Origin of the sequence: Galbibacter sp. BG1, assembly GCF_013391805.1 — a bacterium.
GTDB lineage: Bacteria > Bacteroidota > Bacteroidia > Flavobacteriales > Flavobacteriaceae > Galbibacter.
On record NZ_CP058364.1, the window covers coordinates 522,364 to 543,091 of the forward strand.

A 20,728-nucleotide genomic window follows, 5' to 3' on the forward strand; every position below is an offset into this window, starting at 1 on the left:
GAATGAATCAAAAACAGAGGCAAGTTTCAGAAAGGTTTAAAGAAAAAGAACACTTAATATTAAGTGCAAATTATATTTCTTCAATTTTGATGATTTGCATAGCTCCTGTCTGCTATTTCATTCTCGATATTACCAAAATCATACCTTTTGTACTCGTCTCCTATGGCGTGATTGTGCTGTTAAATACCTTTTTCTATTACAAGCATAAAAACCTGGTTTGCACGTATTTAATTACTTCTGTAACCTCCATCATTTGCGCAGGCATTATCACACTATACAGTGGCGGGATTACCAGTCCATTTTTGTATGTAATGTCCCTTGTTGTTTTTGGCGGTTATATTTCCACCAGAAACTACGGTAGGTTTAGTTTATTTCTTATCATCCTCTTCATTTTAGCGGTATATTTTCAAGATCAGCTAAACTTTTCCTTTACCAACGTGGTACCCTATAATTCCAGGGATACTTTTAGCATGTTTGCCATTCTCTTTAGCATTTATTTACTGGGGGCCATTTTTGGAAGAATTCTATTGAGAAACTACGACCGGCTGTACATCTCAAAATGGGAAATAGAAAAGAAAAGTCAGGAAAACGAAATTCTTCTTAAGGAAATTCATCACCGGGTTAAAAACAACCTTCAAACAATTTCAAGTTTGTTGAACATGCAGGCCAGAAATACCGATAACGAAGAAACCCAGCGTATTCTTGTGAGTAGTCATAACCGTGTTCTTTCTATGGCCATTGTTCACGAAATGCTCTATGCCAAAGAAGATCTTTCCAAAATAGAATACTGCGATTATGTACAGCAACTTGGAAAATTTTTATTAAAATCGCTTAAACGGGATAAAAAGATCACCTTAAAAACAGATATTTCTTCAGAAATAAAATTCAACATAGAAACAGCCATCCCATTGGGTCTATTAATAAGTGAGTTTACTACCAATTCCCTTAAACATGCTTTTAAAGACATGGAAGAAGGCATCATTTCCATTAGCATCGAAAAACCAGACCCAGAATTCTACTTATTGACCTTAAGGGATAATGGTGTTGGCTTTAACACCGACGAGATTGAGGGTAAAAAATCTTCCATGGGACTTAAACTAATTAATAACCTTACCAGACAGCTGCGGGGAACTCTCGTAAAACCCGAAAAATCCCAAGGTGTTACCTACCTTATTAAATTCAAAGAAATCTAACCTCCATTAATAGTTATTATCAATATGCTTTTTTAGGATAGGTATTTGTAGGATTATAAATGCCCCGAGCGCCAAAATCCCATACATAAATGTTTTAGGAACTTCTAAATCGATTTGCTGAAGGTAATTTGAAATTTTAGTAAACAAAGGAGTAGACAGCTGATTTTCGGGAGCAAAAAATATCCCTAAAATACAAAACACAACTATGGCCGCTAAAATTATTTTCGTTTTCACGGGAACGAGCGCTTTAATGCGATTGGTTTGAGATTGCTTTTTTACCATTTGCATAACCTGCTGCTTCATCAAAGGATTCGGTTTTTCCAATCCAGCTTCCTGAATGGATTTTCTAATAAAATCGTCTAACTTTTTTTCTTCTTTACTGCTCATTCTGTTCGATTTATCAGTTTTAAATCTCCTTGCAACAATGCAAACAACTGTTTACGTGCGCGAAACAGCTTTATTTTTATATTACTCTCGCTTATACCAATTACGGTGGCTATTTCTTTTATGGCCAAGTCTTCAAAATAATACAAACTTATAATTGTTTGCTCTTCAGGGTGAAGCTTTTGTATCGCTTTATTCAAAATTATTTTCTTTTCTTTTTTGTCCAGTATTTCCAGTGCATCGTCGACCTCATCAATTAATTGGTAATCCACTTCAGATATTTCTTCAGTAAAAACCTGTCGGGAATTCTTGCGTACCTTATCCAGAGCCTTACGATATACAATCCTGTAAAACCAAGTGGAGAACTTTGAATCGCCTTTAAAGCTATGTAAGGAATGAAAGCATTTTAAAAAAGCCTCCTGCACCGTATCCTCGGCCTCTTCCCTATTATTGGTAATACGCAGCGCAATAGTAAACGCCAAGTTTTGGTACGTATCCACAAAATAGGAAAAGGCATCTACATCCCCTTTCAATACGCGCTCCCTATATAATTTGTCCTGTTGGTTAGTCATTTATCCATAAGACGTATGCTGAATACATTCGGTTACAAAACATTTCATGAATTTTTTAAATTTTGTTGTAACCAGCCGCAACTTTCTTACGTCATACTGGTAAATAATCAATTAAAAATACAAAATTATGGAAGGAGTTATAGTTGTTGCAATCATTTTCGGAGCTTTATTTGGGGTTATCTATTTATTTGTTACCGCCCGACATAAAGAACGTTTATCGCTAATAGAAAAAGGAGCCGATGCTTCTATATTTTACAGTACACATAAAAGAAAAACAGCGCCTATTTGGAAAATTCTTGTCCTTAACATTTCACTTTTACTAATGGGGATTGGTATTGGAATATTTGTAGCTGGTATTTTGCATAAAAATTTTAATGTAGAATTTCAAGTAGCCTTTCCTGGAACTATTTTTACCTTGGCCGGAGTCGGACTTTTTATAGGTTTTTACCTATCGAAGAAGTTGGATTAAGCATTTTTAACATCGTAGCAGTAAGGAATTTTGGTATCTTAAGACCAATAAAAAAAAGAATTATGAAACTTTTAAAGATAAATTCCTTACTGCTATTGTGTTTTTTTACGGTTAGTTGTCAATCTTCCACCAAGAAAGAAACAAAGATTTCAGAAAAAGCTACGGAAGAGGCGACCGCAAAATCAACTTTTGAAAAACCAGAACAAGATCTTTCCAACTATGAAACAGCTTACTTTGCCAGTGGATGCTTTTGGTGCGTAGAAGCCGTTTTCGAAAGTGTAAAAGGTGTTAAGGAGGCCGTTTCGGGATATGCGGGAGGTACCGAGAAAAACCCAACTTACCAACAAGTGGGAAGCGGGCAAACATCGCATGCCGAAAGTGTGAAGGTATATTACGACCCAAAAGAAGTTTCTTTTGAAACCTTGGTGCGGGTTTTCTTTGGTTCTCAAGACCCAACCCAATACAATCGCCAAGGCCCCGACGTAGGCCCTCAATATCGATCGATCGCTTTTTATAAAAATGAAAAGGAAAAAGAAATTATCGAACGTTACATACAACAGTTGGAGGAAAAGAAAATCTATTCCAGACCTATTGCTACCCAAGTAGAACCTTTTGAAAAATTTTGGAAAGCTGAAGATTACCACCAAGACTACGAAAAAAGAAACCCTAACAATCCGTATGTTAGAAATGTTTCAGTCCCTAGATTACGGAAATTTCAAGAAAAATATCCAGAGCTTTTAAAAGAAGGTGCGCATTAATTTATTAATGCCAAATTTAATTAACTTCTAGACGTTTGATGACATGCTTAAAGTGTAACTTGATACACTGAAAATACATGATGACAAGCAAAAATTACTGCAAAACAACATCGCTGTAGTTAGCGACTAGGTTGATGGTTTTATTGCTGTTCTTTTGGGAGAAATACCCATTGGCAACCTCGTTATTGTAGTTTTTGGAGACCTTTAAGCTTAAAGTTTTAGGGTATTTTACGGAAGAATTGGAGGCGTTGCTATAAAAGGTAAAAGCAGTTTTAGGCAAGGAGAGTATGGCGTCGGAGTTATCCAAGACGATGTTTAGGTTGGTGAAGTCATTCGCAATGGCTCCAATGGTTAAATCTCCAAAACTACCGTTTATCAAAGCATCACCAATAAGGTTTTCTATTATTACATTGGAAGATTTTGAGGTGAGCTTAATGCTTTTCACTTGTTCCAGTTGTACCGATTCCACATAATTTGCTTTTAATTCCCCCTTATCCCAATTTTCTACCATAACCGGCGAATAAGAAGCTTCTATTACAGACGATTCCCCACAAACCCTTGGGGCATGCAACCTTGTATAAGACAAGGTTGCATTGATATTGGAATAGTTTTCTGCCAAGGTAACTTCTCCATGACGAATGTTCATTTTAAGTTTCGCGCCTTTTGGCATTTTTATCTTGATCGTCTTTTTTACTTTTAAATTTTTATCTGCAGTTCCAGACTTGTAATAGAAAACATTAGGTGCCTGCCCATTTGCATTTACGTTCCACCGAATAACCTTGGCCTGGGCTTTCCTTGCAGCCACATGCGCTTCTCTCGCTGCTTGCTGTGCTTCCCTCTGGATTTGAATGATCTCGACGCGCTGCTTTTCGCGTTCTTTTTGCATCTGCTCCCTGTCTTTCATCATTTCCTTGCGGTGCACCTGCCATTCCTCTTGATGTTCTTTAACTTCTTTTTTCCATTCTTCTAAATTGGCCTTAACCTCATCATCAAAACTGTCGTTAAATTTCTTTTTCCATTCTTTCAGGTAGGCATCCCCGTCCTTTTTATACGCTTCATAATCAAACGTAAAGCTATCAAAATCCATAGGTAGCGGTGGCATTGGAGGTACCGGTGGCACCACCATTATAGAATCCATTTCCGGTAAAGGCGGCATGGGTGGCATTGGCGGCATTTGTATGGAATCTGGCATGGCAAAAACCATATCATCCATTTCAGAAACAAAAACAAAATCGTTTCCATGGCTCCACTTACTGGTTTTGGAAGTGGTAATAGTTACCTTACCGCTATTTCCCTGGGCTTTAAAACCCCAGTTTTTAAAGTATTCTGCAGCCTCTTCTTTAGAAAGTCCTTCTACTTCGATAACAGCCTCTACTTCTACTTTATTTTTGTTCCACGTATCAAACTCCACGTCGGCATAGCTGGTGTTGATGTCTAAAACTACATCGCTATTTACGTTAAAAGATTCGTTATAGGTTTTTGTTTCCTTTTGTGCATGCATCCATACCGAAGTAAGAACCATCGCAACAAAAACACTATACATTTTGTGTTGTAAATTCTTCATTTGTATTGTCTTTAAGTTCTTTAATCTTTTCTTTTAAACGATATAGTAACTGCAAACGGAATTGTAAGTTATTAATAAGCGCATTGATGGTTTGCTCGTTCGGGCCCACTTCATTAAGCTCTAAAGTAAGTTCCTTATATGCATCATTCAATTCCCCTAGACGGTTCATATACCCATCCAATAATTTTTGGTTGGCTTCGGAAATATTGATGTCTGCCAACTCCAAGTTGATGTTCGCCAAGTAATAGTTCTCCACTTTTTTAAGGTCTGGCGAAATATCTCCCAACGTAAGCTGCGGTTCTTTTTTATCCACCGTTTGGGTATCTGCAAATCCATCTTCAGTACTTACTGAAGGATCCTGTTTTAGAAAAATCCCAAATCCTACACCAAACAGAACAAGAACGACCGCTGCTACTTTCCAAAATAAATAGGATTTCTTTTGGTGCTCTTTAGGAAGTTCTTTTTCCAACAATCCTGCAAACCTTTCCCGATGTCCCTTTGGAAGCTCATGCTGCCCTGAAGCATTTTTTTTAAACAAATCCCTAATATCCTGTGCCATCTACTTTGTGCTTTAAAAGTGATTGTAATTTTTGTTTTCCCCTTAATAAATGGGTCCGAGAGGTGGTGTTGTTAATATTCAAAATCCCTGAAATCTCTTCGTGGTCGTACCCTTCTATTAAATACAACATAACCACAAACCTATACTTATCTGGGAGTTTTTCTATTGCCGACACAATTTCCGCTTTGGTAATTACATCTTCCACCTGCCAATTTTCATCTTCTTCCACATGCATATAAGATTCTTCCAAGGAAAGAATATTCATTTGTTTCGCCTTTAAAAAATCAATACACTTATTAATTACAATTCGTTTTAACCATGCGCCAAAAGTAACTTCTGCTTTAAATTGATCCAGTTTTTGAAATGCTTTAATAAAAGCTTCCTGCATGGCATCTTGCGCGTCATCGGTATTTTTTAAATATCGCATGGCCACACAATACATCCCTTGGCAGTACATGTCGTACAACTGCAACTGCGCCTTGCGGTTGTTGCTTTTACATTTCTCGATTAAATCTACCTCAAGCATGCCGGCTTGTTACTTTTTTGTTGGTTATAGTTACTATTCAATTTAAAAGACGATACAAAAATGGTTGCGTTGCATTTTTTTAAGCTTTTCTACATTTTTTCTGAAAGTCTGTTCTTCATATTCGCCTAGAAGTTATCTCGACTTCAATATAGTCCGAGCGAAGCTGAAGGTCACAAATTCATTTTTAAACTCGCTCCCAATAACTGCTGGTTTACGGTTGAAAGGTCCTTTTTTGTTGAATGCTTACTGGTTTTTGTTTTGGGGGAAGCGACAATTTAGTTAATAAAAACAGCTAATTAAGAGTAAAAATGACTCTTTTTTGTAATTTCGTCAGTTCAGAAGAATAACCGAAAAATTAAATATGAAAACCTATACCATTGAAAACAATTATTTAAAAATAGTCGCGGTAAGTTTTGGTGCCGCCCTTCAACAAGTTATTACAAAAGATAAAAATGGAAAGGATATAAATGTCATAATAAGCTACCAAAATCTTGAAGACTATAAAAACAATGCTCTTCATTTAGGTGCTACAGCTGGCCGTTTTGCCGGGAGGATCCATAAAAATGGTTTTGTTTTAAATGGGGAAAAATACACCCTGGCCAATAACAATAACGGCGTTCATCTCCACGGAGGCACAGAAGGATTCGGCCTTAAAGAATGGGAACTTGAAAGTATGGAAAAAGGAGAAAATCCATCGATTACGTTTTCTTATCTAAGCAAAGATATGGAGGAAGCATATCCTGGGGAACTTCGGGTTTTATGCACCTACCAATTACAAAACAATAAATTGATAATAAGCTATAAAGCAACGTCTACCAAAGACACTATTGTAAACCTTACCAACCATAATTATTACAATCTTGATGGAAAAGGTTCTATTTTAAATCATGAAATGCAAATTAATGCAGAGAAGTTTTTGGAAAAAGATAATTATAATGTGGCCAACGGAAACTTTAAAGACGTTGCAGATACCTTTTACAACTTTAGGGAAAGTACAAAAATTAAAGACCATAAAGATTTTAACGGACTCGATGATTGTTATGTTTTAACGGAAAAAGAGCCGGCTATTATTATTCACAGTCCAGAAAGTGGAATAGAAATGAAGGTTTCTACCAATCAGCCTGGGGTGGTAGTGTATACCCCTAAAGAAATGGAAGCGGATAAATACACAAATACTCCCCTACAGAAATATCCAAGCATTTGTTTTGAAACACAAAATTTCCCCGATGCCCCCAATAACGATCATTTCCCATCAGCTGTTTTAAAAAAGGGAGATACTTACATCAACAAAAGCACATTCGAATTTAATCTTCGTTAACAGCTACCTTTTCTAAAGGTATCCTATAAAAAAAGCCATTTTACAAAATTGTAAAATGGCTTTTACGCTAAATTCTTATTAAGTTATCTCAAGATCAAACTTTATAAGAAAAATGAGAACTTGTTCAGAGGAATTTAGTAAGCAGGGGGAACCAGTTTAACACACGATTAAATGCCATCCACAAAATCCACCAAAAGACATTTTGGGGAAATGGTTAATTCCATCCCCCACCCAAGGCACGGTACATATTTACCATGGCACTCATTTGTTGCATTTTGGTTTCCACAAGTTCAAACCTTGATTCCAACGCATCGCGCTGGGTTAATAATACCTCCATATAGTCTGCCCTTGCAGATCTAAATAAAGTATTGGAAATATTAATTGATGCTGTAAGCGCTTCCACTTGCTGCGCCCGTAAATCGTAACTCTTTTTAAGGTTATCGATTTTAGCCAATTGATTGGCAACCTCAACATAAGCGTTCAACACGGTTTGTTCGTAATTGTAAACAGCCTGGATCTGTTGTGCGTTTGCCGAATAATAAGCGGCCTTAATAGCGCTTCTGTTAATTAGCGGTGCCGTTAATTCTCCCGCCACCGAATACAGCAAAGACTCTGGGGAAGTAAACAAATACTTGGTATTAAACGCTTGATAACCAATATCCGCAGAAATATCCAAACTGGGGTAAAACTGCTTTTTGGCTGCTTTTACATCGAGCTTGGAAGCCGCCAATTGCAGTTCTGCTTGTTTTACATCTGGGCGATTTTCCAATAATTGGGCAGGAATACCTGCATCGATTTTATTTGGCTGCAAATCGGTAAAAGAAGCAGCATCCCTTTCAATAGGCTGTGGATATCTACCTACCAGAAAATTAATCTTATTTTCTGTTTCGGTTATTTGTTGCTGAATATCGTACTGCAAACTTTTGGTTTTTAACACTTCAGCTTCAAACTTCCGAACCGCCAATTCTGTAACACGGGCAGCTTCCTTTTGAAGTTTAACAATACGCAGGGCATTCGACTGGATCTCTACGTTTTTATTTACAATCTCCAGTTGATTATCCAATGCCAACAATTCGTAATAAGAATTTGCGATTTCAGCAATTAAATTGGTAATCACAAAATTCTTTCCTTCCACACTGGCCAAATAACGTTCTACTGCTGCTTTTTTGGCATTGTGCAGTTTTCCCCAAATATCCACTTCCCAAGAAGCATGGGCACCCACTAAAAAATCTGGTAGCGGATCTGGCATTTCTTCTCCTGGCCTAATATCGGTGGTTGCATCATTAGCTCCCAAACTTGTATATCGGGCCCTTTTCTCCACACCAGCACCAGCACCCAAACCAATGGAAGGCATATACTCCCCTTTTTTGGCTCGTACCTCGCTTCTGGCAATTTGAATTTCCTGTAAGGTAATGTTCAGCTCTTTATTATTTTGAAGTGCTTCACCAATAAGGGTATCCAAATAAGGATCGGTAAAATAATCCTTCCATTTTATCATTGCCGTATTTACACTATCGGCGGGCTCATCCTTAAAAGTTTCCGGGACTGTTTTATCTGCCTCTACGCTTTCTAAAGCCGGAACACAAGAATACAATGTTACCACTGCCAGTGCTCCCACTAAGTATGCTTTCTTATACCGTAACATAATTTTCCTTTTATTGTTCATCTTAGCCTTTTTTCATTAGTTTTTTTAAGAGTCTATTTAGTTTGCCGAGCTTTGCTTTCATTTTACTATCCCTTTCACTAGCTCGCATAAACTCTTCTGAAATAGGCTCATTTTGCTCATCTTTTATGAGATCCCGACCGTCTGCCATTTTACCGAAAATAAAATACAAACCAGGTATAACCAATACTCCTATCATGGTTCCTACTAGCATTCCCCCCATGGCAGAACCACCAATGGTTTTATTACCAATAGCACCGGCACCGGTAGCGATAACCAAAGGAATCAATCCAGCGATAAACGCAAAAGATGTCATTAATATAGGTCTAAACCTTACTTTTGCCCCTTCTATGGCAGCTTCCAGAATGGTGGCACCTTGCCCACGCCTTTGCACAGCAAACTCTACAATAAGCACAGCATTTTTTCCTAAGAGTCCCACTAACATAATAACCCCAATCTGGGCATATACATCGTTCGCCAAGCCCATTAGCTTCAGCATAAGGAAAGACCCGAAGATCCCGATAGGCAACGAAAGAAGTACAGCGAGTGGAAGTAAAAAGCTCTCATATTGTGCCGCCAATACGAGATACACAAAAATCAATACAACCGCAAAGATGTAAATAGACTCATTCCCTCTGGAGGATTCATCATAAGAGAGTCCTTCCCAACCAATATCATAACCACGTGGCAAGGTTTGCTCTGCCACTTCTCGTATGGCCTTTATGGCATCTCCACTGGTATATCCCTTTGCTGGAAGCCCACGGATAGCAGCCGAGTTATAGAGGTTATAACGTGTAATTTCATTAGGACCCAAATGTTTTTCCATCTTCATAAATGCAGAATAGGGAACCATTTCACCTTCTTCGTTTTTTACAAACAACTTTTGTATATCTGTCGGGAGTTCCCTGTATTCGGGAGCAGCCTGGGTGTAAACCTTAAAGAACCTGCCATACTTAATAAAACCTTGTTCGTAGGTACTACCAATTAAAACGTTAAGGTTCTCCATGGCTTTTCCTATTGAAACCCCTTTTTGCATAGCAGCTTTATTGTTAATTACCAATTCATACTGTGGATAGTTGGCTGCAAAAAAGGTAAACAATCCCGTGATTTCTGGGCGTTCTCTTAGCGCATCCATAAATTTATGATTCACTTTTTCAAATTCATGATAATCCGTGGAACTGGTTTTATCCAACAAACGCAACGAAAAACCTCCTGAAGAACCAAAACCAGGTACTGCTGGCGGCTCGAAATATTCGATCACGGCACCGAGGTCTTTGGTTTCTTCCTCTAATTCCTCCATTATTTCGTGAACACTGTGCTCACGCTCGGACCAAGGCTTTAAATTGATTAAACAGGTACCCGCATTAGATCCCCTTCCTTCGGTCATAATTTCGTAACCAGCCAATGAAGAAACAGATTGCACCCCTTCTGTCTCCTTACAGATTTTCTGAAGTTTTCTGGCTACATCGTTGGTGCGCTCTAAAGTTGCTCCTGGAGGGGTTTGGATAATGGCATAAATCATCCCTTGGTCCTCACTTGGAATGAATCCTGCGGGCAACACTTCATTGGTTAAAAATATTCCTACACAGAAAGCCGCCAACACTCCAAACGTAACTACTCTTCTGTTTACGATTAGTTTCAGCAATTTTACATACCTATTGGTAAGCCTATCAAAGCGATTATTGAACCAATCGATAAATTTATCTACCAACGATTTTTTTCTTGGTTTCCCATGATGGTTCTTCAAGATCATGGCACAAAGAACTGGGGTAAGGGTAAGTGCCACCACTGCTGAAAGAATAATGGCCGCCGCCATGGTAATGGAAAATTGACGGTAGAAAACCCCAACCGGACCAGACATAAAAGTGATCGGGATAAATACGGAAACCATGACCATGGTAATTGCGATAATGGCGCCTCCAATTTCCCCCAACACCGCATAGGCAGCTTTAAAAGGTGTTAAATTCTCTTCTTCCATCTTTACATGGACAGCTTCTACCACCACAATGGCATCATCTACCACGATACCAATGGCGAGTACTAAGGCAAAAAGGGTAATTAAATTAATTGATAAGCCAAAAAGCTGCAAAATAAAGAACGTCCCAATTAACGACACCGGAACTGCAATAATAGGGATAAGCGTAGAACGCAGATCTCCCAAGAATAAAAATACTACAATGGCTACCAGAATAAAGGCATCTCGTAAGGTGTGCAACACCTGTTCGATAGACGCATCCAAGAAGTTGGAAACATCGTAACTTATTTTATAATCTACTCCCGGCGGTAAATCTTCTTTTAACTCTTTTAATTTATCTTTTACCGACTCAATAACGTCTTTACCATTACTACCAAAGGTTTGCTTTAAAACAATAGAAGCCGAAGGATGCCCATCTAGATTGGAATAAATATCGAAAAATTCGCTTCCCAGCTCTACATCTGCTACGTCTTTTAGTTTTAAAACCTCACCATCGTTATTAGCTTTAATAATTACGTTTTTATAGTCTTCAGCTTCATTGAATCTACCTTTATAGGTAAGCACATACTCCAATGATTGAGCTTTCTTACCCGAACTTCGCCCTAACCTACCGGGTCTGGCAATAATACTTTGCTCTTTCATCGCTTCGAGCACTTCTTCCGCAGAAACTTTATAGGCCCGCATGCGATCTGGTTTTAGCCAAACACGCATGGCATATTTACGACTACCCAATATTTTAGCACTTGCAATTCCAGATATACGTTGTATTTCGGGAATTATTTTTGTGTAAGCATAATTATATAGAAATTTCTCGTCGTTATCCTTTTTCTTACTAAAAAGATTCACGTACATTAACATACTTGGTTGTACCGGAGTAATTTTAACCCCCTCCCTTTGCACCAGTTCTGGTAGCAAGGACATAACTCGATCCACTCGGGTTTTTACACGTACTACCGCTTGATTGGGATCGGTACCGGGTTCAAAAATAACTCGTAGGGTTCCTTCCCCAGCACTCGTAGCATCGGAGGCAATATAGCGCATGCCCTGAACCCCATTAATAGATGTTTCTAAGGGTATTAACGTAGATTTTACCAATACATCGGCACTTGCTCCCGGATATGCTATAAATATGTTTACTGTAGTAGGGGCAATTTGAGGAAATTGAGATATGGGTAATTGTTTTATGGCTAAAAGACCTGTAAACACAATTACTACCGAAATGACAATAGCCAATACCGGTCTTTTTATAAATTTACTAAACATTTTGTCTGAGTTTTTTAGGATTTGTATTATTCGGCATAGAGGTCTAAATGCGCCAATACTTCCTCTGGTTTTTGGAAGTCGTAGTGAATCTTTTCGCCATTTTTCACCATACGAATTCCTTCAAGCAACACCTTATCATTTTCAGAAAGCCCTTTATCTATAATAAACAAATGTGGCAACTCCGCTCTAATCTTGATTTCTTTTTGATGCACTAAACCATTATTGTCTACCACAAAAACGTACTTCTTATCCAAAACCTCAAAAGTTGCCTTTTGTGGGATCATTAAAGCATTTTTAAATGGAACTTTCATTAGAATACTTCCAGTTTCTCCATGTCTAAGTAGACTTTCTGGGTTTGGGAAAGTAGCCCGAAATGGAATGTTCCCAGTTTCATTGTTGAACTCAGCTTCAATAGTTCTTACTTCGCCTTCATGTTTGAACACTTGATTGTTGGCCATTAACAAACTAACTTTCACTGGATTATCTGGACTAACATTAGTTTTAAAGTCTAGATATTCTGCTTCTGGAACATTGTAGTAAACCCACATTTCGCTATTGTCGGAAAGGCTGGTAAACAACTCCCCTTCTTCGACCAAACTTCCTTCCCGCACATGAAAACGGTCTATGAGTCCGTCGAAAGGGGCTCTTATCTCCGTAAATTGAAGGTGAACATTAGACAGCTCCACTTCTGCATTGGCTTTTTCCAAGGTAGCCTTAGACATTGCCAATTCGTTCGGGGAAACAATTCCACTATCGGCCAATTTTTTGGTGTTTTCGTATTCGATTTCAGCAAAATGAGCTTCTGCTTTTGCCTTCGAAAGCTCAGCTTGATAAAGTTTGGGCATAATTTTAAATAGCAATTGCCCTTTTTTTACTTTATCCCCTTCATCAACATAGATTTTCTCGAGATATCCACGCTCCTGTGCCCGTAACTCGATATGCCGTACCGAACGGATTTGACAAACGTAGTCTTCTGTTATAATAGTATCCTTGATTTTAGGATTGGTAACCAAGAACTTTGGTTCTTTTTGCTCTTTTTCCTTTTTTGTTGAACAACTTGTATGACTTATCAAGGCAAACAAGCTCATAATTATAAGCGTTTTCTTCATAATAATAATGCTTTAAAAGCGTTACAATTTTTAGGTAATATGTATGTAATATGTTGATTTAAAACACAATTGTAAGGGTTAATAGTGATTTACTACTAACAACGCATGTGTTTAAAAATATAATGAGGAAAGTAGGACTAATGGATAGCCCCAGAATTAAAAAATCATAACCTAATTACCCGGAATATGATAAATTTTTTACAAGATGATATGTTTAAAAATCGTCTAGCAGCATCTAAGCGCTTACCGTTATTTTCTATAAAAGAAGATAGAATTTGAATAAGAAGAAGCGAAGAGAAAAAATTGGTCTCTATAATCTCTTTACCGTGTGATATAAACTCCTCTTCTACAATCTCGGTTTCCGTAAGCTCTAATCTGTGATGCGAAGTACCTTGTGCGGTAGTGATTGTTTTAAAATCCAAATCACGATCGCTCACCGAAACATTAAAGCCCGTATTTTGAGAAGTAATATAATTTTCTAAAGAAGAATAATGAAAATTATTGGTTGCTGCATGGGCAAAGACATGAGTAAGCCCAGACAGACATAAAATACTTACTAATATGAAGAATTTAAATAGTGTTTTCATTTTCCAGTGCCAAATCTATAAAATGCTTCATTCACAAACAAGCGGTTAGAAGTTAAATAAATCTAAGGTTTTTCTAAAATTGAGTAATTTATGCTCATTTTTTCAACTGTATATAAATTCAAACCAGCTGTAAATAACTAAAAAGAGAAATATTTCTTCCTTTGATTAAGCATCAGCTTTATTAAGTTCTATCTGTTTCGGCTTGTAACCTAAATCACTTCAAAACTATCTCTTTGCCATTTTTGCTGGTCTGCTCTTTTTTCAGTTTAACCATAAAAAAACCCTCACATCGCATAGAGATGTGAGGGTTGAAATTATTTATTTATTAATGTTATACCATCAGGTTTAAGGTAACATCAATATTATCTTGGGTGGCCCTAGAATATGGACACACCTCATGGGCTTCATTAATTAACTTCTCTCCAGTTTCTTCCTCTACACCGGGTAAGGTAACATCTAAAATAACTTCCAACAGAAAACCTTCAAGTTCTGGATGTTCCCCAATTTTAACGGTCGCTTTTACATCAAAATCAGATCCAATATCTACTTTATGCTGTTTAGCAACATGCTGAAGCGCACTACCAAAACAGGCCGAATAACCTGCAGCAAATAGCTGTTCTGGATTTGTGTATTCACCACCTTTACCTCCCAATTCTTTTGGAAGTTCCAATTTCATATCTATAATTCCATCGTCACTTTTTACATGTCCTGCTCTTCCGCCAGTGGTTGTCGCACTCGCTTTGTATAATGCTTTCATTTTATATTTTTTTATGGTTTAATCTCTAAGATACTTGTATTAACACGAATAATCACAATTTTAGTTATTAAATTTGTTTTAAAATTTAGTCTTTTGTCTCAAAAGAAAATCAATAAAGACACATTAAAAAACAGGGATGGGGTTTCTAATGAGGAAATTACCAACAAGGCTGCGATTGCAAAATTAAAAGCTAAAAGAAAAGAGAGTACTTCGGCTGAATCTTTGGCAAAAGCTATTATTCAAGGAGATACTATTGCCTTGAGTCAAGCCATTACACTTATTGAAAGCACGAATATTTCGCATACTGAAAAAGCAAATGAAATTTTAGCACTCTGTCTCCCACACGCAAATAATTCCATACGCATAGGCATTACTGGAGTTCCTGGTGTGGGAAAAAGCACTTTTATAGAAACCTTGGGCAGCCATATTGCCACAAAGCAGAATAGATTGGCTGTTTTGGCGGTAGACCCTAGCAGTTCTGTAACCAAAGGAAGTATTCTGGGAGACAAAACGCGTATGGAAAACCTGGTGAATAACCAAAATGTATACATTCGCCCATCCGCAGCAGGAACCTCTTTAGGGGGAGTTGCTAGAAAGACCCGGGAAAGTATTATTTTATGTGAAGCCTGTGGTTTTAAAACAATTTTTATTGAAACTGTAGGGGTTGGCCAAAGCGAAACTGCGGTACATAGCATGGTAGATTTCTTTTTATTGCTGAAACTTGCCGGTGCAGGGGACGAACTGCAAGGAATAAAACGTGGGATTATAGAATTAGCCGATGCGATCGTAATAAATAAAGCGGATGGAGAAACGATTAAAACGGCAGAAAAAGCAAAAGTAGAGTTTAATAGGGCACTGCATTTATATCCACCAAAACAAAACGGATGGATCCCGAAAGTAATGCTAGCTTCAGCATTGGAGAATAGAGGAATTTCCAATACGTGGGAGCTCATAGAAAATTATATTTCTGAGGCTAAAAAATCCAATTATTTTATAGCAAAAAGGACAGAGCAAAATAAGTTTTGGCTGCACCAAACCATAGAAGACCAATTAAAATCCAATTTCTATCAAAACGATACCATAAAAAAAGAACTGCAGCAACAACTAAGACTTATAGAGCAAAATAAAACCACGCCATTCGCAGCAGCTCAACATTTGCTTAGTTTGGCGTCAACTTTATTATAATAATTACTGCAAATACCTACCTTTGCAAATATTTTGTTTGGTAAAACACAAGCAACAGCCTTAATTATATGGATTACGAGTTTACAATAATAGTTCCGGTTTACAATGAAGAAGACAATTTGGAACGTGTTGAAAAAGAATTTAATAAATATTTCGAGATAGCCAGTAAACCGACTAAAGTTCTGTTTGTAAACGACGGTTCTAAAGATAGAAGTCAGGAATTAATAGAAGCTATTTGTGCGCGCTCCCCCCATTTCACTTATATTTCCTTTTTAGAAAACAGAGGACTCAGTGCAGCAATTAAAGCAGGATTCGATCATGTGGACACCCCTTTGCTCGGTTATATTGATTCCGATTTACAGACCACTCCCGAAGATTTTAATCTGCTATTGAAACATATTGAACATTACGACTTGGTAACCGGCGTTAGGGCACAACGAAAGGATTCTTTTGTTAAAAATATGTCATCTACCATTGCCAATGGGATTCGCAGGACATTTACACACGACGGCATGGACGATACTGGTTGCCCATTAAAGGTTATAAAAACGGATTATGCCAAACGGATTCCTATGTTTAATGGTCTGCATCGCTTTCTACCGGCCATGATTTTGTTGCAAGAGGGCAAAATAATACAAATCCCGGTACGGCATTTTCCACGGATGGCAGGTACGGCAAAATTCGGATTTTGGAACCGACTTATCGGTCCGCTACAGGACTGTTTCGCTTACCTTTGGATGAAAAAAAAATACATTAACTACACCATCGCAAAAAAAGGATAAATGTCTAACTGGCTTGTATATGCTGTTGGTTTTTTGGCACAGATACTTTTCTCGGGACGCCTTATTTTTCAATGGTTGGCTTCAGAAAAAAGTAAAAAGGTAATCACCCCAGCTTTGTTTTGGAAACTTAGTTTATTCGCTTCCTTTCTTTTGTTTGTCTATGGTTGGCTAAGGGACGATTTTGCCATTATGCTTGGCCAAATACTCACCTATTTTATTTATATAAGAAACTTACAATTACAGGGGGAATGGCAGAAATCGCCTTTGCCCTTACGTATATTTTTGGCTATTTTCCCCATATTGATTGTTATTTACGGTTATAACAACAATGTTTACGATATTGATGATCTTTTTAAAAATGAGGAAATCCCGCTATGGCTGCTTATTTTAGGAATTGTGGCACAGGTTTTATTCACTTTTCGGTTTATTTATCAATGGATTTATTCTGAAAGAAGAAAAGAATCCTCACTCCCCGCTGGGTTTTGGCTTCTTAGCTTATTGGGAGCCCTCATGATATTGAGTTATGCTATCTTTAGAAAAGATCCTGTGCTACTCGTGGGCCATTCCTTGGGAAGTGTTATTTATGTTCGAAATTTATTGATCCTAAAAAAACAACATGACTAAAATTATAGAAGAACATTCCATAAAAATCATACTTCTAGTTTGTGCAGTAATTTTCTTGGCCAATCTAGATGTTATTTATGTAAATATAATGGAAGCTCGAAATTTTGTTACCGCCAGGGAAATGCTTCATCAAGGAAATTGGGTACTTACTACCATGAACGATTATCCACGCTACGAGAAACCACCACTACCCACTTGGCTTACAGCCATAAGCGCCTATATTTTTGGGGTTCATAATCTTTTTGCCCTACGGCTACCCGCTTCGTTATCAGCCATTGTATTGGTATTTTTCGTTTATAAAATAGCCGTACTACTCTTTCAAAATAAAAAACTGAGTTTCTATGCTGCTTTAATATTACCAACTTCGTTCTATATTATTTTTTCTGGAAGAAACGGTCAATGGGATATTTTCACCCATAGTTTTATGGTCGTAAGTATTTATTTCTTGATAAAAACAGTAAAGTTTGATCGGAATAAATGGCTTAATGCAATTTTAGGAGGTATCTTTTTTGGTTGTTCCTTTTTAAGTAAAGGGCCCGTTTCCCTCTATGCACTTTGGCTTCCATTTTTAATTGCTTTCGGCGTCGCCTACAAAAGCGAGTTAAAACGAAACCGTATCCTGCCATTTTTAACGATGTTGGGTTTAGGACTACTAATCGGTATCTCTTGGTTTGCTTATGTGCGTTACGCAGATCCTGAATCTTTCTTGGAAATAGCTACGGAAGAAGCTGGAAATTGGACCAGCTATAATGTGCGTCCTTTTTATTATTACTGGAGCTTCTTTACCCAAAGTGGTATTTGGACAATCCCCGCATTTGTAGCCTTGCTATTTCCATACTTAAAAAATAAAGTAAGTGACAAGAAAGCATATCTATTTTCATTCACGTGGACCATGGCAGCGGTAGTTTTACTCTCCATAATTCCAGAGAAAAAGTCTCGTTATCTTTTACCTGTGTTAATCCCAATGGCATTGAATACTGCTTTTTATATTGAATATTTAATCCTTCATTTTAACTCCTTAAAAAAGGCTGAGAAATTTCCGGTGTATTTTAATTTCGGACTCATAGCGGTTATTGGGATAGTGTTTCCCATTGGCGGATTTATATTTCTTCAAGAGAAAGTAGACGGCTTTTTATTTGTTTTTTCATTAACTTCAGTACTGTTATTTTCAATAGGATTAGCCATATTTTATTTCCTTCGGAAGAAAAACATAGAAAATGTATTTTACCTAACAATTAGCTTTATAGCCGTAATAATTTTAGTAGGGTTTCCTTTGGCCAAAACTTTTAATACCAATGCCACCTTTAACAACATAAGTAAGTTGAGTACCAAACTTCCACTTTATTCTATTGGAGAGCCTTCTCCTGAAATGATTTGGCATTTGGGACATTCTGCGCCAGAAATTAAACATGGAAAAAAGTTGAGCATTCCAGAGGAAAATGAATTCGGAATTTTAGTAAATCCCGCAAACGAAGAAGAATTTAAACGTATCTTTGAAACGGATTTTTCCATAGATTTTAAAGAAACTTTTGATATAAACTATACCGCTAGTCCGGGTGAAAGAGCCTACAAAGACAGGCTTACCAGTAAATATTACGTTGTAAAAAAGAACCAGTAGATTATGACACTCAATAGAACCGAAAAATTAGGGTACGCTTTTTTAGCCATTATTTTTATTTACAGCTTATACTTAGGGTTTACCAATCCAGAATATTTCAACAACACCTTTACGGCAGAAGACCATACCGTAGAATGGGGAACGGCCATTATGCTTTTGTGTATAAGTTTACTTTGCCTTTTTCGTTTATTCACCATAAGCAAAGGAAAATCGACCACTTGGAAAATTGGCGTTTTTCTATTTGCCATACTTTTCTTTTTTGGAGCGGGCGAAGAAATTTCATGGGGACAGCGTATTTTTGGGATTGAATCCAGCGAATATTTTATTGCCAATAACGCTCAAGGTGAAACCAATTTGCACAATCTTGTTGTCGGAGGTAAAAAGGTCAATAAAATTATTTTCAGCCAGCTGCTAATGGTAGCCATGGTAATTTATTTAATTGTTGTTCCAATACTATATAAAAAAATGGCATGGGTAAAAAACCTAGCAGATAGTTTTGCAGTTCCGGTAGTAAAATGGCATCAAACTATTGCTTTTATAGTTTCTACCATATTGGTTGCTGTTATTCCTCCAGACAGAAAATGGGAAGTTTATGAATTTGCTTTCGGCGTTATTTTCTTCCTGATTTTTCTCTATCCGCTTAACGGATTTATTTTTGAAAAGGAATATGTAAAGAATGTCGAATAGCTGTTTGGCATAAAGTTTTTCAGGAGAGTAACTGTTAAAAAAAGTTATCTCCTGCCACCACCATAAACACCAATGCTCATGCTTGGTACTACCCTCGGGCCATGAGAGCCCCAAACAACATCTACTCCTGCACTACTCGCAATATGCGCATTGGAACAAGAGACCAAGGTGTACATGGAACAAATTAGAAATACCACGGCTAAGATTTTTAATAAATACTTCATCTTTTAAAATTTTAAATTATTTGGTATAGTTTTCTAAACAAAGCGTTGCTCCTTCCGGATCTTGGAACACCACAATATTACCGTTTCTAACTTCTGGATTAGGTTTTAAATACACATAGGCATCTGTAGAAGAAAGAAGTTTATAGGCTCCGTCTATGTCGCTAATTTTAATGTAGGGTACCCACTGGGTGTTAGCACCTTTTAAGGGGTTTTTCATAAGTCCGGCAATTTTTTTATCCCCATCCATTAAAACCCAATAAGGCTTTCCATCGTCGTCTGTCATGGTAGTCGTTAAATTAAAAACTTCCGTATAAAATTTTTCGCTGGTTTCGGTATCGGTGGTCCACAATTCCTGCCATATCCATTTACCCTCTTTATTCTCCAACAGGTTCATTTTCGGGTTTATGGTTTCTATAAAAGATAATTTTTCACCAAGAGGCCCTTCCACAATAACCTGTTGACCCACATTATCACTCACTTTAAACTTATCTATAATAACGCGACCACCCTTATTTACGAAGTCGCTTATGGAAGCATCTATATTATCGGTTTGTATGGAGGCTATCCAAGCGGAAGCATCCGCTTTTTTAATCTCTATCATACTTCCTATAATTTGACCGTTGTTGGAAATGATCGCCAGTTTCTGGCCTTTTATAATAACATCCCTAAATGTCCATTTACAAAGCTTTTGATAAAATGCTTTTGAAGAAGCTATGTTTGGGGTTACCAAGTTATACCATACTACCCCACCGTATTCTTGGTAAGAATTAAAGAGAATTTCTTTTTTTGGTTCCACCCGGTCTTTTGAAAAACCAAATTGCATAACGAAAATTATAGCTAAAATGGCCATTGTTGCTTTTCTCATAATAAACTCTTTTAAAGATGCTTACAGTAAAGTTAACTAAAAAATT

General features: G+C 37.3%; 21 protein-coding genes. 9 read left to right on the forward strand and 12 right to left on the reverse strand.

The features are described 5' to 3' along the window. Nucleotides 1–2 precede the first annotated feature (2 nt). Complete coding sequence (locus HX109_RS02265) at nucleotides 3–1,193, forward strand: sensor histidine kinase (protein ID WP_178949596.1); 1,191 nt, start codon at nucleotides 3–5, stop codon at nucleotides 1,191–1,193. Between the two features lie 6 nt (nucleotides 1,194–1,199). On the opposite strand, the gene HX109_RS02270 is transcribed toward HX109_RS02265, so the two are convergent. Beyond that, nucleotides 1,200–1,580 (reverse strand): hypothetical protein, encoded by a 381-nt coding sequence (locus HX109_RS02270; protein ID WP_178949597.1) that lies wholly within the window; start codon nucleotides 1,578–1,580, stop codon nucleotides 1,200–1,202. Continuing rightward, entirely contained in the window at nucleotides 1,577–2,149 is a 573-nt protein-coding gene (locus HX109_RS02275) for an RNA polymerase sigma factor (protein WP_178949598.1), read from the reverse strand. The genes HX109_RS02270 and HX109_RS02275 overlap by 4 nt, the downstream gene beginning before the upstream one ends. A 127-nt stretch (nucleotides 2,150–2,276) precedes the next feature. Here HX109_RS02275 and HX109_RS02280 point away from each other — a divergent pair, with 127 nt between their 5' ends. Continuing rightward, nucleotides 2,277–2,618 (forward strand): DUF6249 domain-containing protein, encoded by a 342-nt coding sequence (locus HX109_RS02280; protein ID WP_178949599.1) that lies wholly within the window; start codon nucleotides 2,277–2,279, stop codon nucleotides 2,616–2,618. Nucleotides 2,619–2,680: 62 nt separating this feature from the next. Beyond that, nucleotides 2,681–3,376: a peptide-methionine (S)-S-oxide reductase MsrA gene (msrA, locus tag HX109_RS02285; protein WP_178949600.1), complete on the forward strand. Its 696-nt coding sequence runs from the start codon at nucleotides 2,681–2,683 to the stop codon at nucleotides 3,374–3,376. A gap of 94 nt (nucleotides 3,377–3,470) precedes the next feature. Here msrA and HX109_RS02290 read toward each other — a convergent pair whose 3' ends face one another. From HX109_RS02290 to HX109_RS02300, 3 genes are read right to left on the reverse strand one after another with little or no spacing between them, the layout of a single operon-like run. Continuing rightward, complete coding sequence (locus HX109_RS02290; RefSeq protein WP_178949601.1) at nucleotides 3,471–4,940, reverse strand: hypothetical protein; 1,470 nt, start codon at nucleotides 4,938–4,940, stop codon at nucleotides 3,471–3,473. Then, nucleotides 4,912–5,499, reverse strand: coding sequence for a hypothetical protein (locus HX109_RS02295; protein WP_178949602.1), 588 nt, complete (start codon nucleotides 5,497–5,499; stop codon nucleotides 4,912–4,914). The genes HX109_RS02290 and HX109_RS02295 overlap by 29 nt, the downstream gene beginning before the upstream one ends. Next, a complete protein-coding gene (locus tag HX109_RS02300; protein WP_178949603.1) occupies nucleotides 5,483–6,025 on the reverse strand; it encodes an RNA polymerase sigma factor in 543 nt (180 codons plus the stop codon). The genes HX109_RS02295 and HX109_RS02300 overlap by 17 nt, the downstream gene beginning before the upstream one ends. A 361-nt stretch (nucleotides 6,026–6,386) precedes the next feature. Here HX109_RS02300 and HX109_RS02305 point away from each other — a divergent pair, with 361 nt between their 5' ends. Next, entirely contained in the window at nucleotides 6,387–7,343 is a 957-nt protein-coding gene (locus tag HX109_RS02305; RefSeq protein ID WP_178949604.1) for an aldose epimerase family protein, read from the forward strand. A 214-nt stretch (nucleotides 7,344–7,557) separates the two neighbouring features. Here the strand turns inward: HX109_RS02305 and HX109_RS02310 are convergent, their stop codons facing one another. The 5 genes from HX109_RS02310 to HX109_RS02330 all read right to left on the reverse strand — a co-directional run bounded on the left by HX109_RS02310 (nucleotide 7,558) and on the right by HX109_RS02330 (nucleotide 14,697). Beyond that, entirely contained in the window at nucleotides 7,558–8,988 is a 1,431-nt protein-coding gene (locus HX109_RS02310; protein WP_255462741.1) for a TolC family protein, read from the reverse strand. A 22-nt stretch (nucleotides 8,989–9,010) separates the two neighbouring features. Continuing rightward, nucleotides 9,011–12,244, reverse strand: coding sequence for an efflux RND transporter permease subunit (locus HX109_RS02315; RefSeq protein ID WP_178949606.1), 3,234 nt, complete (start codon nucleotides 12,242–12,244; stop codon nucleotides 9,011–9,013). Nucleotides 12,245–12,270: 26 nt separating this feature from the next. Further along, nucleotides 12,271–13,353, reverse strand: a complete 1,083-nt coding sequence (locus tag HX109_RS02320) for an efflux RND transporter periplasmic adaptor subunit (protein WP_178949607.1) — start codon at nucleotides 13,351–13,353, stop codon at nucleotides 12,271–12,273. 164 nt (nucleotides 13,354–13,517) lie between these two features. Next, the gene (locus HX109_RS02325; protein ID WP_178949608.1) at nucleotides 13,518–13,940 is read right to left on the reverse strand and encodes a hypothetical protein; all 423 of its coding nucleotides are present in this window, start codon (nucleotides 13,938–13,940) and stop codon (nucleotides 13,518–13,520) included. 331 nt (nucleotides 13,941–14,271) lie between these two features. Next, on the reverse strand, nucleotides 14,272–14,697 hold the full coding sequence (locus tag HX109_RS02330) for an organic hydroperoxide resistance protein (protein WP_178949609.1): 426 nt from the start codon (nucleotides 14,695–14,697) through the stop codon (nucleotides 14,272–14,274). A 93-nt stretch (nucleotides 14,698–14,790) separates the two neighbouring features. Here HX109_RS02330 and meaB point away from each other — a divergent pair, with 93 nt between their 5' ends. From meaB to HX109_RS02355, 5 genes are all read left to right on the forward strand, one after another. Continuing rightward, nucleotides 14,791–15,882 carry a methylmalonyl Co-A mutase-associated GTPase MeaB gene (gene meaB, locus HX109_RS02335; RefSeq protein WP_178949610.1) on the forward strand — a complete coding sequence of 364 codons (1,092 nt, stop codon included), beginning with the start codon at nucleotides 14,791–14,793 and terminating at the stop codon, nucleotides 15,880–15,882. 68 nt (nucleotides 15,883–15,950) lie between these two features. Further along, nucleotides 15,951–16,664: a glycosyltransferase family 2 protein gene (locus HX109_RS02340; protein ID WP_178949611.1), complete on the forward strand. Its 714-nt coding sequence runs from the start codon at nucleotides 15,951–15,953 to the stop codon at nucleotides 16,662–16,664. Then, nucleotides 16,665–17,288, forward strand: coding sequence for a lipid-A-disaccharide synthase N-terminal domain-containing protein (locus tag HX109_RS02345; RefSeq protein WP_178949612.1), 624 nt, complete (start codon nucleotides 16,665–16,667; stop codon nucleotides 17,286–17,288). It begins immediately after the preceding gene. Then, nucleotides 17,281–18,906 carry an ArnT family glycosyltransferase gene (locus HX109_RS02350; RefSeq protein WP_178949613.1) on the forward strand — a complete coding sequence of 542 codons (1,626 nt, stop codon included), beginning with the start codon at nucleotides 17,281–17,283 and terminating at the stop codon, nucleotides 18,904–18,906. Before HX109_RS02345 ends, HX109_RS02350 begins: the two co-directional genes overlap by 8 nt. 3 nt (nucleotides 18,907–18,909) lie before the next feature. Next, nucleotides 18,910–19,593 (forward strand): hypothetical protein, encoded by a 684-nt coding sequence (locus HX109_RS02355; protein ID WP_178949614.1) that lies wholly within the window; start codon nucleotides 18,910–18,912, stop codon nucleotides 19,591–19,593. 44 nt (nucleotides 19,594–19,637) lie between these two features. On the opposite strand, the gene HX109_RS02360 is transcribed toward HX109_RS02355, so the two are convergent. After that, nucleotides 19,638–19,817, reverse strand: coding sequence for a hypothetical protein (locus HX109_RS02360; protein ID WP_178949615.1), 180 nt, complete (start codon nucleotides 19,815–19,817; stop codon nucleotides 19,638–19,640). 16 nt (nucleotides 19,818–19,833) lie between these two features. Further along, entirely contained in the window at nucleotides 19,834–20,682 is an 849-nt protein-coding gene (locus HX109_RS02365) for a VOC family protein (RefSeq protein ID WP_178949616.1), read from the reverse strand. Nucleotides 20,683–20,728 lie beyond the last annotated feature (46 nt).